Source organism: Enterobacter sp. S-33 (assembly GCF_028735835.1).
Taxonomy (GTDB): domain Bacteria; phylum Pseudomonadota; class Gammaproteobacteria; order Enterobacterales; family Enterobacteriaceae; genus Enterobacter; species Enterobacter vonholyi.
In genome coordinates this window covers 4,165,129-4,180,164 of the sequence record NZ_CP117838.1, presented here as the reverse complement: position 1 = coordinate 4,180,164, position 15,036 = coordinate 4,165,129, and the positions used below count along the sequence as shown (strand labels likewise).

The following is a 15,036-nucleotide window of genomic DNA, read 5'->3' as shown; positions in this document are numbered from 1 at the left end:
CTGAAGGAGGAAAGCGTAATATACGCCACCTCGCAACGGTGAGCGAAAGCCGCGTTGCACTGCTCTTTAACAATTTATCAGACAATCTGTGTGGGCACTCAAAGTGACATGGATTCTTAACGTCGCAAGACGAAAAATGAATACCAAGTCTCTGAGTGAACATGCGTAATTCATTACGAAGTTTAATTCACGAGCATCAAACTTAAATTGAAGAGTTTGATCATGGCTCAGATTGAACGCTGGCGGCAGGCCTAACACATGCAAGTCGAGCGGCAGCGGAAAGTAGCTTGCTACTTTGCCGGCGAGCGGCGGACGGGTGAGTAATGTCTGGGAAACTGCCTGATGGAGGGGGATAACTACTGGAAACGGTAGCTAATACCGCATAACGTCGCAAGACCAAAGAGGGGGACCTTCGGGCCTCTTGCCATCAGATGTGCCCAGATGGGATTAGCTAGTAGGTGGGGTAACGGCTCACCTAGGCGACGATCCCTAGCTGGTCTGAGAGGATGACCAGCCACACTGGAACTGAGACACGGTCCAGACTCCTACGGGAGGCAGCAGTGGGGAATATTGCACAATGGGCGCAAGCCTGATGCAGCCATGCCGCGTGTATGAAGAAGGCCTTCGGGTTGTAAAGTACTTTCAGCGGGGAGGAAGGCGGTGAGGTTAATAACCTCATCGATTGACGTTACCCGCAGAAGAAGCACCGGCTAACTCCGTGCCAGCAGCCGCGGTAATACGGAGGGTGCAAGCGTTAATCGGAATTACTGGGCGTAAAGCGCACGCAGGCGGTCTGTCAAGTCGGATGTGAAATCCCCGGGCTCAACCTGGGAACTGCATTCGAAACTGGCAGGCTAGAGTCTTGTAGAGGGGGGTAGAATTCCAGGTGTAGCGGTGAAATGCGTAGAGATCTGGAGGAATACCGGTGGCGAAGGCGGCCCCCTGGACAAAGACTGACGCTCAGGTGCGAAAGCGTGGGGAGCAAACAGGATTAGATACCCTGGTAGTCCACGCCGTAAACGATGTCGACTTGGAGGTTGTGCCCTTGAGGCGTGGCTTCCGGAGCTAACGCGTTAAGTCGACCGCCTGGGGAGTACGGCCGCAAGGTTAAAACTCAAATGAATTGACGGGGGCCCGCACAAGCGGTGGAGCATGTGGTTTAATTCGATGCAACGCGAAGAACCTTACCTACTCTTGACATCCAGAGAACTTTCCAGAGATGGATTGGTGCCTTCGGGAACTCTGAGACAGGTGCTGCATGGCTGTCGTCAGCTCGTGTTGTGAAATGTTGGGTTAAGTCCCGCAACGAGCGCAACCCTTATCCTTTGTTGCCAGCGGTTAGGCCGGGAACTCAAAGGAGACTGCCAGTGATAAACTGGAGGAAGGTGGGGATGACGTCAAGTCATCATGGCCCTTACGAGTAGGGCTACACACGTGCTACAATGGCGCATACAAAGAGAAGCGACCTCGCGAGAGCAAGCGGACCTCATAAAGTGCGTCGTAGTCCGGATTGGAGTCTGCAACTCGACTCCATGAAGTCGGAATCGCTAGTAATCGTAGATCAGAATGCTACGGTGAATACGTTCCCGGGCCTTGTACACACCGCCCGTCACACCATGGGAGTGGGTTGCAAAAGAAGTAGGTAGCTTAACCTTCGGGAGGGCGCTTACCACTTTGTGATTCATGACTGGGGTGAAGTCGTAACAAGGTAACCGTAGGGGAACCTGCGGTTGGATCACCTCCTTACCTTAAAGAACCTGCCTTTGTAGTGCTCACACAGATTGTCTGATGAATGATGAACTTCTGAATGTACTTTTGAGTGCATTAAGAAGTTTTGCTCTTTAAAAATCTGGATCAAGCTGAAAATTGAAACGACACATCTTAATGGTGTGTTCGAGTCTCTCAAATTTTCGCAATCTTGAAGTGAAACATCTTCGGGTTGTGAGGTTAAGCGACTAAGCGTACACGGTGGATGCCCTGGCAGTCAGAGGCGATGAAGGACGTGCTAATCTGCGAAAAGCGCCGGCGAGGTGATATGAACCTTTGACCCGGCGATGTCCGAATGGGGAAACCCAGTGCAATTCGTTGCACTATCGTTAACTGAATACATAGGTTAACGAGGCGAACCGGGGGAACTGAAACATCTAAGTACCCCGAGGAAAAGAAATCAACCGAGATTCCCCCAGTAGCGGCGAGCGAACGGGGAGCAGCCCAGAGTCTGAATCAGCTTGTGTGTTAGTGGAAGCGTCTGGAAAGTCGCACGGTACAGGGTGACAGTCCCGTACACGAAAGCACACAGGCTGTGAACTCGAAGAGTAGGGCGGGACACGTGGTATCCTGTCTGAATATGGGGGGACCATCCTCCAAGGCTAAATACTCCTGACTGACCGATAGTGAACCAGTACCGTGAGGGAAAGGCGAAAAGAACCCCGGCGAGGGGAGTGAAAAAGAACCTGAAACCGTGTACGTACAAGCAGTGGGAGCACCTTCGTGGTGTGACTGCGTACCTTTTGTATAATGGGTCAGCGACTTATATTCTGTAGCAAGGTTAACCGTATAGGGGAGCCGAAGGGAAACCGAGTCTTAACTGGGCGTTAAGTTGCAGGGTATAGACCCGAAACCCGGTGATCTAGCCATGGGCAGGTTGAAGGTTGGGTAACACTAACTGGAGGACCGAACCGACTAATGTTGAAAAATTAGCGGATGACTTGTGGCTGGGGGTGAAAGGCCAATCAAACCGGGAGATAGCTGGTTCTCCCCGAAAGCTATTTAGGTAGCGCCTCGTGAATTCATCTTCGGGGGTAGAGCACTGTTTCGGCTAGGGGGCCATCCCGGCTTACCAACCCGATGCAAACTACGAATACCGAAGAATGTTATCACGGGAGACACACGGCGGGTGCTAACGTCCGTCGTGAAGAGGGAAACAACCCAGACCGCCAGCTAAGGTCCCAAAGTCATGGTTAAGTGGGAAACGATGTGGGAAGGCACAGACAGCCAGGATGTTGGCTTAGAAGCAGCCATCATTTAAAGAAAGCGTAATAGCTCACTGGTCGAGTCGGCCTGCGCGGAAGATGTAACGGGGCTAAACCATGCACCGAAGCTGCGGCAGCGACGCTTATGCGTTGTTGGGTAGGGGAGCGTTCTGTAAGCCGTTGAAGGTGTGCTGTGAGGCATGCTGGAGGTATCAGAAGTGCGAATGCTGACATAAGTAACGATAAAGCGGGTGAAAAGCCCGCTCGCCGGAAGACCAAGGGTTCCTGTCCAACGTTAATCGGGGCAGGGTGAGTCGACCCCTAAGGCGAGGCCGAAAGGCGTAGTCGATGGGAAACAGGTTAATATTCCTGTACTTGGTGTTACTGCGAAGGGGGGACGGAGAAGGCTATGTTAGCCGGGCGACGGTTGTCCCGGTTTAAGCATGTAGGCGGAACGACCAGGTAAATCCGGTCGTTTATTAACGCTGAGGTGTGATGACGAGGCACTACGGTGCTGAAGTAACAAATGCCCTGCTTCCAGGAAAAGCCTCTAAGCATCAGGTAACACGAAATCGTACCCCAAACCGACACAGGTGGTCAGGTAGAGAATACCAAGGCGCTTGAGAGAACTCGGGTGAAGGAACTAGGCAAAATGGTGCCGTAACTTCGGGAGAAGGCACGCTGATATGTAGGTGAAGCCCCTGCGGGTGGAGCTGAAATCAGTCGAAGATACCAGCTGGCTGCAACTGTTTATTAAAAACACAGCACTGTGCAAACACGAAAGTGGACGTATACGGTGTGACGCCTGCCCGGTGCCGGAAGGTTAATTGATGGGGTTAGCGGCAACGCGAAGCTCTTGATCGAAGCCCCGGTAAACGGCGGCCGTAACTATAACGGTCCTAAGGTAGCGAAATTCCTTGTCGGGTAAGTTCCGACCTGCACGAATGGCGTAATGATGGCCAGGCTGTCTCCACCCGAGACTCAGTGAAATTGAACTCGCTGTGAAGATGCAGTGTACCCGCGGCAAGACGGAAAGACCCCGTGAACCTTTACTATAGCTTGACACTGAACACTGGTCCTTGATGTGTAGGATAGGTGGGAGGCTTTGAAGCGTGGACGCCAGTCTGCGTGGAGCCGTCCTTGAAATACCACCCTTTAATGGCTGGTGTTCTAACGTAGACCCGTGATCCGGGTTGCGGACAGTGTCTGGTGGGTAGTTTGACTGGGGCGGTCTCCTCCCAAAGAGTAACGGAGGAGCACGAAGGTTAGCTAATCCTGGTCGGACATCAGGAGGTTAGTGCAATGGCATAAGCTAGCTTGACTGCGAGAGTGACGGCTCGAGCAGGTGCGAAAGCAGGTCATAGTGATCCGGTGGTTCTGAATGGAAGGGCCATCGCTCAACGGATAAAAGGTACTCCGGGGATAACAGGCTGATACCGCCCAAGAGTTCATATCGACGGCGGTGTTTGGCACCTCGATGTCGGCTCATCACATCCTGGGGCTGAAGTAGGTCCCAAGGGTATGGCTGTTCGCCATTTAAAGTGGTACGCGAGCTGGGTTTAGAACGTCGTGAGACAGTTCGGTCCCTATCTGCCGTGGGCGCTGGAGAATTGAGGGGGGCTGCTCCTAGTACGAGAGGACCGGAGTGGACGCATCACTGGTGTTCGGGTTGTCATGCCAATGGCACTGCCCGGTAGCTAAATGCGGAAAAGATAAGTGCTGAAAGCATCTAAGCACGAAACTTGCCCCGAGATGAGTTCTCCCTGAGACTTTAAGTCTCCTGAAGGAACGTTAAAGACTATGACGTTGATAGGTCGGGTGTGTAAGCGCAGCGATGCGTTGAGCTAACCGATACTAATGAACCGTGAGGCTTAACCTTACAACGCCGAAGGTGTTTTGGCGAAGAGACAGAACAATCAAATTCAGCCTGATACAGATTTAACAGAATTTGCCTGGCGGCTTTAGCGCGGTGGTCCCACCTGACCCCATGCCGAACTCAGAAGTGAAACGCCGTAGCGCCGATGGTAGTGTGGGGTCTCCCTATGCGAGAGTAGGGAACTGCCAGGCATCAAATTTAGCGTGCTGATATGGCTCAGTTGGTAGAGCGCACCCTTGGTAAGGGTGAGGTCCCCAGTTCGACTCTGGGTATCAGCACCACTTTATACTTAGGTTAAAGTTCGGCAAGAAGTAAAAGAATTTGTCTGGCGGCTTTAGCGCGGTGGTCCCACCTGACCCCATGCCGAACTCAGAAGTGAAACGCCGTAGCGCCGATGGTAGTGTGGGGTCTCCCCATGTGAGAGTAGGGAACTGCCAGACATCAAATAAGTGAGAAGGCCATCCGAAAGGATGGCCTTTTTGCGTTATGATTCTCGTGAAAACCGTAAGCCCGGTAAGCGCAGCGCTACCGGGCAAAAACTGCTGATTAATGAATCACCTGCGACAGGAATGCTCGCGTACGCTCTGACTTCGGATGCGCAAAGAACTCATCCGGTGGCGCCTGCTCAACAATCTCCCCACGGTCCATAAAGATCACCCGATCGGCGACGGTTCGTGCAAAACCCATCTCATGCGTCACGCACAGCATGGTCATGCCGGATTGTGCCAGCCCAATCATGGTGTCCAGAACCTCTTTCACCATTTCCGGATCGAGGGCAGATGTCGGTTCATCAAACAGCATAATTTTCGGTTTCATACACAGAGAACGGGCGATAGCCACACGCTGCTGCTGGCCACCCGATATCTGGCCAGGGAACTTATTGGCATGCTCTGCGATGCGCACTCGCTCCAGGTAGTGCATTGCCAACGCCTCGGCTTCCTTTTTCGGCATCTTCCGTACCCAAATCGGTGCAAGCGTACAGTTCTGCAGAACGGTCAGGTGCGGAAACAGATTAAAGTGCTGAAAGACCATACCCACTTCCTGACGCACGCGTTCGATATTGCGGATATCTTCATTCAGCTCGATACCATCAACCACAATGCGTCCTTGCTGATGTTCTTCAAGATGATTAATACAGCGAATGGTTGTGGATTTCCCGGAGCCAGAAGGGCCGCAAAGGACGATGCGTTCTCCCTGCTTTACCTTAAGATTAATGTCCTTCAGGACATGAAACTGTCCGTACCATTTATTCACACTTTCCAGCGTAATCATCGCGTCGGCGGGTGTCATAGTTATTTGGCTCATAATTTCCTCAGTGCGGTGTACGCCCGGTGTTAAAGCGCTTTTCCAGATGCTGGCTGTAGCGCGACATGCTAAAACAAAAGATCCAGTAGATCAGGGCAGCAAAGACATATCCTTCGGTGGACATACCCAGCCAGACTGGGTCAACGGTCGCCTGTTGCACGCTGCTAAAGAGATCGAACAATCCGATGATGATCACCAGGCTGGTATCTTTGAAGAGGGCAATGATCGTGTTGACCAGACCCGGGATGACCAGCTTGAGTGCCTGGGGAAGAATGACCAGCCCCTGAGTTTTCCAGTAGCCGAGCGCCAGTGATTCCGCCGCTTCGTACTGGCCTTTAGGCAACGCCTGCAGACCACCGCGCACAACTTCTGCAACATAGGCGGACTGGAAGAGAATTACCCCGACCAGGGCACGGATCAGTTTGTCGATCGTTGTACCTTCTGCCATAAATAGCGGCAGCATGACCGACGACATGAACAGGACGGTGATAAGCGGGACGCCACGCCAGAACTCAATGAAGATAACGGAGAGCACGCGTACAATCGGCATTTTTGAACGCCGTCCCAGGGCCAGTAAAATCCCCCACGGTAGCGCACCGGCTATCCCCACAGAAGCGATAATCAGCGTCAGCGTCAGCCCGCCCCACTGGCGTGTTTCAACGCGTTCCAGCCCCAGGAAACCGCCATACAACAGCACCCAGATAATAATCGGATAAACCACCGCCCAGACGGCAATATAGCGTCCACGGTGAGGCAGCTTTTTCCAGAACATGATTGCGACAGATATCAGGCCGATAATCAGCGCCAGATTAATCCGCCAGCGCTGTTCGTGGGGATACAGCCCATACATGAACTGACCGAAGCGTTCATGGATAAACACCCAGCAGGCGCCGGCTTTTGTACAGTCTGCCCGAGTTGAACCGACCCAGTTGGCCTGTAAAAACGCCCAGTTCAGCAGGGGAGGAATCAATTCCCACATGAGCCACAGGCAGACAATCGTCAGCAGGCTGTTACTCCAGCTGGAGAACAGGTTCTTGCGCGCCCAGAGAATGAAACGTCCACCTGTCGAGTTGGCAGGGCGCGAGGAGTGCGACAGTATCGCTTTTGTCATCATAAATCCTTAGCGCTCGACCAGTGCTATACGACGGTTATAGAGGTTCATCAGCAATGAAATCACCAGGCTGATGATCAGATAGACAGACATCGTGATGGCGATGGTTTCAATGGCTTGTCCGGTCTGGTTAAGCACGGTTCCGGCGAAGAGTGACACCATATCCGGATAACCAATAGCGGCGGCCAGCGACGAGTTTTTAACGATGTTGAGATACTGGCTGGTCAGAGGCGGAATGATGACCCGTAAAGCCTGCGGGATGATGACCTGGCGAAGCGTCACGGTATGGGGTAATCCCAGCGAGCGTGCCGCTTCGTGCTGCCCGTAAGGTACGGCCTGGATCCCGGCACGAATAATCTCGGCAATAAACGCGGACGTATAAATCGACAGCGCCAGCGTCAGGGCCGCCAGCTCGGGAATTAACACCATTCCACCCTGGAAGTTAAAGCCTCGTAGGTGTGGAACATCCCAGTGCAGCGCGGCTCCAAACAGCCAGTGTGCCACCAGCGGCAGGCTAACGAGCAGGATAACTGCCGTGGGCCAGGTTCTGCGAAGCTGACCGGTTTTGATCTGATGCTTGCGGTTAAAACGGAATACCCCGGCAGACAGAGCAAACGCTATCACAATCGCGCCGATAAAAGCGTACAGACCTTCACCCGGCAGAGGAGAAGGGATAGACAACCCACGGTTGCTCAGGAAAAAAAGCTCAAACGCGTCGACGGCCTGACGGGGGCCGGGTAGGTTACGCAATACGGCAAAATACCAGAAGAAGATCTGCAGGAGCGGGGGGATATTGCGGAACGTTTCAATATAAACAGTCGACAGCTTCCGCAGGAGCCAGTTTTCAGAAAGACGCGCCAGACCAATAAAGAAGCCCAGTATCGACGCGAAGACGATACAAAGCGCCGATACCAACAGCGTATTCAGTAAACCGACCACGAACACGCGTCCATACGTGTCACCTTCCTGGTAATCAATAAGATGCTGAACAATGCCAAACCCCGCGCTGCGATCTAAAAACGCGAAACCGGAGGTAATGCCGCGATTATTCAGGTTGGTGATGGTGTTATGGATGAGATACACGGCGATGAGAACAACCGCAACAATAGCAATAATCTGGAATAGCCAGGCGCGGACCGCGGGATGAGAAAAGGATAGCGATCCTTTTACGGCTGAGCGGCGATGGGACATAAGAAACCTCAGTAACCATGACTCTGGAGTGGGCACTGCCGGAGCAGTGCCCGTTACAGCTATGACTTAACGTACTGGTGGTGCGTACTGAATACCGCCGTTGTTCCAGAGATTGTTCTGGCCGCGTTTGATCTTCAGCGGGCTTTCCGATCCCACGTTGCGTTCAAAGATCTCAGAGTAGTTGCCCACCTGTTTGATGATGTTGTAGGCCCACTTGTTATCCAGCTTCAGATCCTTGCCGAAATCACCTTCTGTACCCAGCAGGTGTGCCATATCCGGGTTGGATGGTTTAGCCGCTTTCTCATCCACGTTTTTCGAGTTGATGCCCATCTCTTCTGCGTTCAGCATGGCGAATAGCGTCCAGCGAACAATGGAGAACCAGTCTTCATCGCCACGACGTACCACCGGTCCGAGAGGTTCTTTGGAGATCACTTCAGGCAGAACAATCCACTCTGCCGGGTTGCTCAGCTTAATGCGTAAGGCATACAGCTGTGACTGGTCAGAGGCTAGCGTGTCGCAACGGCCGGATTCCAGTGCTTTAGCCGATTCATCCGAGCGGTCGAATGTCACTGGCGTATATTTCATGTTATTTGCTTTGAAATAATCGGCGACGTTCAGCTCGGTATCGGTGCCCGCCTGGATACAAACGGTGGCCCCATCCAGCTCCTTAGCGCTTTTCAGGCCGGCTTTGTTGTGGGTCAGGAAGCCGATGCCGTCATAATAGGTCACGCCCGTAAATGACATCCCCATGCCTGCATCACGGGAGGAAGTCCAGGTGGTATTACGGGAGAGCATGTCGACCTCGCCGGACTGCAGTGCCGTAAAGCGTTCTTTCGCCGTCAGCGGGGTGTATTTTACTTTGCTGTCATCACCAAAAACGGCGGCTGCAACGCCACGGCAGACATCCACATCAATACCGGTAAATTTGCCGTTCGCATCGGCATAAGAGAAGCCAGGCAAACCGTCACTGATACCGCATTGAACAAAACCTTTCTTTTTAACGGCATCCAGTGTCGTTCCCGCATGGGCTTGACCGGCTACGGCAAACAACATGCCTGCAGCGGCCAGGCTGGCTATCATCGTCTTTTTCATAATGCATCCTGTGTGGCGAAATTTATCGTTATAGAGGCGTTTTTAAACGCTTTACCTGTCTGTGGCTTTGGCCAACGTTTATAAAGCAAACGTAATGCCAGTTTTGCGTCCGACAAAATTAGAGATGAGTGAACGCTTAATGCTGAGTTTAGACAGGCTTAAATAAAACGAGCGCCCTGAAACGGTGCGAAATTACAACCTGCGCCACAAATTGGAGCAAAAGTTTTGAGTCGCGTGAGGAAAAAGACGAGATAGTTTCCAGCGTGAATATTGGCAGGATATTCAATAATATTAATGTGTGAAAATCATCACAATAGAACCGGTAATTTAAATGAGTATACGAAAAAGATGTGACTGGCTTCAGCCTGAAATGAACAGCGCGAATAAATACGGGGCTATTTTTTTACTTATTTGAAAATGCTGCACTCATTAAAAGCAAAAGCGCGGACAGAGCCGCGCTTTCTCAACAGATGTTACTTCGTCAGGGCAACAATACCCAGCGTCAAACCCGCCACTGCGGCAGCACCGCCGGCGATAGCACCTGCAGTTTCCCAGTTATCCTGGGTGGTGCCTTTCATACAGGTATTGGTATGAACCAGTCGGCCCTGGTCGTCGTAAACCGGTACACATGGAGAGTCGTGCGCGCAACCAGCAAGCAGCGCAGCGAAGAGTGCAACGGAAATGAATCTTTTCATGATGTTACCTCAGTATTATTTCTCGTCCGCTATAAAGCCAGGAGGGCAATTAACGAACTGGAGGTTATTTTACCACCGGGGTAAGTCCACGTTACACGAGGAATAATCTCAAATTATGTAGTTTGTAAAAATCGTGGAGAAAAGCCGGTTTCAGGACGAATTAATGGAGACATTATGAAGGGGTAATAGAGTGTTTTTACTTAATGCAAATCATCGTATTTTTAACATGACTTTTGCTTAATGCCCAATTCATTGTTTATCTTAAAAATAAAAAAGGCACCCCAGGTGCCTTTTTAGGGAAATGTTAATCTTTATGACGGGTAAAGCGTCGATGGACAACCACAAAGAAGACGGGCACGAAGAAAATCGCCAGAAGCGTTGCAGAAAGCATTCCCCCCATCACACCCGTACCGACGGCGTTTTGTGCGCCGCTCCCGGCCCCGGCGCTGATTACCAGCGGCATGACGCCAAGGATAAAGGCCAGGGAAGTCATCAGGATCGGTCGAAGGCGCATCCTTGACGCCTCCAGTGTGGCTTCAATGATGCCTTTACCTTCTTTCTCCATCAGGTCCTTAGCAAATTCGACGATCAAAATGGCGTTTTTCGCCGATAAACCAATCGTCGTCAGCAGGCCGACCTGGAAATAGACGTCATTGTTTAATCCACGCAGCGACGCTGCGAGAGGCGCCCCAATGACCCCCAGCGGCACAACCAGCATAACGGAGAACGGAATGGACCAGCTTTCATACAGCGCTGCCAGACACAGGAACACCACGATCAGTGAAATGGCGTACAGGGCAGGTGCCTGGTTACCCGAAAGCCGCTCCTGATAAGACATCCCCGTCCAGTCATATCCGATACCGGAAGGCAGTTTTGCCGCGAGGCTTTCCATCATAGCCATAGCCTCACCGGTACTTTTACCCGGGGCTGACTCACCGAGGATCTCCATAGAGGGCATCCCGTTATAGCGCTCCAGTCGGGGTGAACCATAGACCCAGCGAGCGTTGCTAAAGGCTGAGAAAGGGACCATTTCTCCATTCGCGCTGCGCACGTAAAGGTTGTTAATATCTCCTGGCAACATACGGAATTTTGCGTCGGCCTGTACGTAGACTTTTTTCACGCGCCCATGATCGATAAAGTCGTTCACATAGGTGCCACCTAAGGCCGTTGAAATCGTCTGGTTGACGTCAGAAAGACTGACGCCCAGCGCCTGCGCTTTCTCCTGGTCGACATCCAGCTTGAACTGGGGCGTATCTTCAAGACCGTTAGGACGCACGCTAACCAGCAGATCAGAGTGCTCTTTCACCATGTTAAGCAGTTGGTTACGCGCCTGAGTCAGCTGGGTATGCCCCAGGTTAGCCTGATCGATCAATTCAAAATCGAAGCCCGTAGCGGTACCCAGTTCGATAATTGCAGGCAGGTTAAACGGGAACACGAGGCCATCTTTAATCTGACTGAAGGCTTTAGTCGCGCGACCGACAATCGCCTCAACGCCGTTTTTCTGTCCCGGGCGTTCCTCCCAGGGCTTCAGGCTGACGAAGGCAATGCCGGCGTTCTGACCCTGGCCGCTAAAGCTAAAGCCATTTACGGTAAAGACGGATTCGACGTTCGCCTTCTCTTTGTTCAGGTAATAGTCCTGTACCTGGTCGAGCACCTGTTGAGTACGCGTCTGAGTTGCACCTGCCGGGAGTTGAACCATCGTCATGAACACCCCCTGATCCTCTTCGGGCAGAAAGGAGGTAGGTAAGCGCAGGAAGAGCACCGCCATCCCACCGACGATGATGACGTACACCACCAGATAGCGCCCTGTCTTGCGCAAAATACCGCTCACGCTATTGCTGTAGTGCTCCACGCTTTTATCAAAGAGCGCATTAAACCAGCTGAAAAAGCCACCTTTTTTCTGACGATGGTCGTCGGATACGGGCTTAAGCAACGTTGCGCAGAGTGCGGGCGTCAGGATTAGCGCAACCAGTACCGACAGCGCCATAGCGGACACGATAGTCAGTGAGAACTGGCGATATATTGCTCCAGTCGAGCCGCCAAAAAAGGCCATTGGAATAAAGACCGCCGAGAGCACCATGGCGATCCCTACCAGCGCACCCTGGATCTGCTCCATCGACTTCTGCGTGGCCTCTTTGGGCGGCAGGTTATCCTCGACCATGACGCGTTCAACGTTCTCAACGACCACGATAGCGTCATCGACCAGCAGACCTATCGCCAGCACCATGCCGAACATCGTCAGGGTATTGATGGAGAAACCAAATGCCGCCAGAACCGCGAAGGTACCCAGCAGAACGACTGGCACCGCGATAGTCGGGATGAGCGTTGCCCGCAGGTTTTGCAGGAAGAGGTACATGACCAGGAAGACGAGAATGATTGCTTCAAACAGGGTCTTCACCACTTCGTGGATAGAGATTTTTACAAAAGGCGTGGTGTCATAGGGATAGACAACTTTCAGACCCTGTGGGAAGAACTGCTGCAGTTGCGTCAGCTTGCTCTTAATGGCAGCCGCAGTGTCCAGCGCATTTGCTCCGGTTGCCAGCTTGATCCCGAGACCGGTTGCTGCCTGCCCGTTGATTTTAGTGACCATGTTGTAGTTTTCGCCACCGAGCTCAATGCGAGCCACATCCTTAAGATGAACCATCGAGCCGTCCTGATTCACCTTGAGCGTCACGCGGCCAAATTCCCCCGGTGATTTCAGGCGAGTTTGCGCGATGATCGAGGCATTCAGCTGCTGACCGGGGATGGACGGCGTTCCGCCCAGCTGGCCTGCCGCTATCTGGTCGTTCTGCGTTTTCAGCTGGCTGATAATATCCAGCGGCGTCAGCTGGTATTTGTTCATCGCGTTGCTGTCGAGCCAGATGCGCATCGCATACTGAGCACCAAACAGCTGAACGTCGCCGACGCCAGACGTTCGGCTGATGGCATCTTTGACGTTTGAGGCGACGTAATCAGAGATGTCGTTCTGCGTGAGATTTTTGTTGTCAGAAACAAAACCGGCGACCAGCAGGAAGCTGCTGCTGGATTTCTCCACGCCGATCCCTTGCTGCTGCACCTCTTGCGGCAGCAGCGGCATGGCGAGCTGCAGCTTGTTCTGCACCTGCACCTGAGCGATGTCCGGATCGGTTCCTGACTCGAAGGTCAGAGTGATGGTGACGTTGCCCGCTGAATCGCTGGTGGATGACATATACATCAGGTTATCGATACCGTTCATGTTCTGTTCGATAACCTGAGTCACGGTATCCTGTACCGTTTGAGCGTCCGCTCCAGGGTAGGTCGCGGATATCGCCACGGCGGGAGGTGCAATGGTTGGGTACTGTGCGACGGGGAGTTTGAGAATGGCCAGCCCGCCTGCAATCATCAAAATGATGGCAAGTACCCAGGCGAAAACCGGTCTCTGAATAAAGAAATTAGCCATGTCGTCGTCCCTTAACCGGATGGAGTCGTTGTGGTATCCGGCGTGGCGACGACGGTTACCCCCGGTCTGACTTTCTGCAGCCCGCTGACGATCACGCGGTCTCCATTTTTCAGCCCTTCTGTTACCAGCCAGCGGTCACCAATCGCCTGAGGCGCAACGATGGTGCGAGACTCAACATGGTTTTTATCGTTCACCACCATCACGGTGGCTTCGCCTCGCGGCGTGCGGGTCACGCCTTGCTGGGGAACCAGAATCGCATCCGGCTGCGTACCTTCATCAATGCGGGCGCGAACGAACATGCCGGGTAACAGCAGATGTTGAGGGTTCGGGAAAATGGCGCGCAGGGTAATCGAGCCGGTACTTTCGTCCACCGTGACGTCAGAGAACTGCAATCTGCCTTTCAGCGGATAGGGCTGTCCGTTCTCCATCAGTAGCTCAACGCTGCTGGCGTTATCGCCTTTTTGCAGGCTCGTTTGTTTAAGGCGCATAAAATCATTGCTGGACTGGGTGACATCGACATAAATAGGATCGAGCTGCTGGACCGTTGCCAGCGCAGCGGTTTGTCCGTTCGTCACCAGCGCCCCTTCCGTCACGCTGGATTTTCCGATACGACCATCAACCGGAGAGGTTACTTTGGTGTAGGCAAGGTTGATACGCGCGCTTTCAACGCCAGCTTTGGCGGCGACGACGCTGGCATCTGCCTGCTGGGCCGTGGCGACGGCCTGGTCATACTCTTGCTTGCTGACATACTGTGTGCCGACCAGCGGGAGATAACGTTTCACCGTCAGGTGCGCAATATTGGCCGCCGCCTGGGCCTTCGCCAGCTCGCCTTTCGCGTTATCGTATGCCGCCTGATAGGTTGCAGGATCAATCTGATAAAGCGAATCCCCGGCTTTTACATCGCTACCTTCCGTGAAGTTACGGCGCAGGATGATACCGCTAACTTGCGGACGAACCTCTGCAACGCGGAACGCATCTGTTCTTCCCGGGAGTTCAGTGGTGACAGCCAGAGGCGCGCTTTGCACAATATGCACGCTGACCTGAGGTGCCTGCAGGTGTTGTTGATTTTCCTGACCATCGCATCCAGTGAGCAGTACCGCGCAGACAATGAAACCGGATAAGGGCAAGCGTCTGAAATGATTCGTCATTACTGTTCCTTTAAATACCCATAAACCGATATATGCCGCGAATCGGTAGCGGGGCAGAGGGATAAAAAATAAAATGTAGCTGCGTATAATAATGAGGGTATTTAATCTTTTTTAATTTATAAGTGCGAATGACCATGCTTGCAGAAAAAATCAGAATCAGACCATGTCCATTCAGGGGTATACTTCATGTATATTAATCAGGTAAGTGAGTTTAATGCTTCTTGTTAT

At 52.6% G+C, this 15,036-nt stretch carries 7 protein-coding genes, 1 tRNA gene and 4 rRNA genes; 5 read left to right on the top strand and 7 right to left on the bottom strand.

Annotated elements, in window-relative coordinates; all coding sequences use genetic code 11:
* The first annotated feature begins 204 nt into the window (after positions 1-204).
* From PUP35_RS19820 to rrf (PUP35_RS19800), 5 genes are all read left to right on the top strand, one after another.
* Positions 205-1,746, top strand: a 16S ribosomal RNA gene (locus PUP35_RS19820).
* Between the two features lie 199 nt (positions 1,747-1,945).
* Positions 1,946-4,851, top strand: a 23S ribosomal RNA gene (locus PUP35_RS19815).
* A 72-nt stretch (positions 4,852-4,923) separates the two neighbouring features.
* Positions 4,924-5,039: ribosomal RNA gene (rrf, locus tag PUP35_RS19810) — 5S ribosomal RNA — on the top strand.
* A 14-nt stretch (positions 5,040-5,053) separates the two neighbouring features.
* A tRNA-Thr gene (locus tag PUP35_RS19805) sits at positions 5,054-5,129 on the top strand.
* A gap of 43 nt (positions 5,130-5,172) precedes the next feature.
* Positions 5,173-5,288: ribosomal RNA gene (rrf, locus tag PUP35_RS19800) — 5S ribosomal RNA — on the top strand.
* The 16S, 23S and 5S rRNA genes sit together here with 1 tRNA gene alongside, the layout of an rRNA operon.
* A gap of 106 nt (positions 5,289-5,394) precedes the next feature.
* Here the strand turns inward: rrf (PUP35_RS19800) and PUP35_RS19795 are convergent.
* From PUP35_RS19795 to PUP35_RS19765, 7 genes are all read right to left on the bottom strand, one after another.
* Positions 5,395-6,153, bottom strand: coding sequence for an amino acid ABC transporter ATP-binding protein (locus tag PUP35_RS19795; protein ID WP_111965009.1), 759 nt, complete (start codon positions 6,151-6,153; stop codon positions 5,395-5,397).
* Positions 6,154-6,160: 7 nt separating this feature from the next.
* Positions 6,161-7,264, bottom strand: a complete 1,104-nt coding sequence (locus PUP35_RS19790; protein ID WP_274243328.1) for an amino acid ABC transporter permease — start codon at positions 7,262-7,264, stop codon at positions 6,161-6,163.
* Between the two features lie 9 nt (positions 7,265-7,273).
* Positions 7,274-8,455, bottom strand: coding sequence for an amino acid ABC transporter permease (locus tag PUP35_RS19785; protein ID WP_111965007.1), 1,182 nt, complete (start codon positions 8,453-8,455; stop codon positions 7,274-7,276).
* A gap of 66 nt (positions 8,456-8,521) precedes the next feature.
* Positions 8,522-9,547 (bottom strand): amino acid ABC transporter substrate-binding protein, encoded by a 1,026-nt coding sequence (locus tag PUP35_RS19780; protein WP_024906309.1) that lies wholly within the window; start codon positions 9,545-9,547, stop codon positions 8,522-8,524.
* A 473-nt stretch (positions 9,548-10,020) separates the two neighbouring features.
* Entirely contained in the window at positions 10,021-10,242 is a 222-nt protein-coding gene (locus PUP35_RS19775) for a lipoprotein (RefSeq protein WP_274241009.1), read from the bottom strand.
* 304 nt (positions 10,243-10,546) lie between these two features.
* Positions 10,547-13,660 (bottom strand): efflux RND transporter permease subunit, encoded by a 3,114-nt coding sequence (locus tag PUP35_RS19770; RefSeq protein ID WP_274241008.1) that lies wholly within the window; start codon positions 13,658-13,660, stop codon positions 10,547-10,549.
* 11 nt (positions 13,661-13,671) lie between these two features.
* Complete coding sequence (locus PUP35_RS19765) at positions 13,672-14,808, bottom strand: efflux RND transporter periplasmic adaptor subunit (protein ID WP_337993035.1); 1,137 nt, start codon at positions 14,806-14,808, stop codon at positions 13,672-13,674.
* Positions 14,809-15,036: the final 228 nt, after the last annotated feature.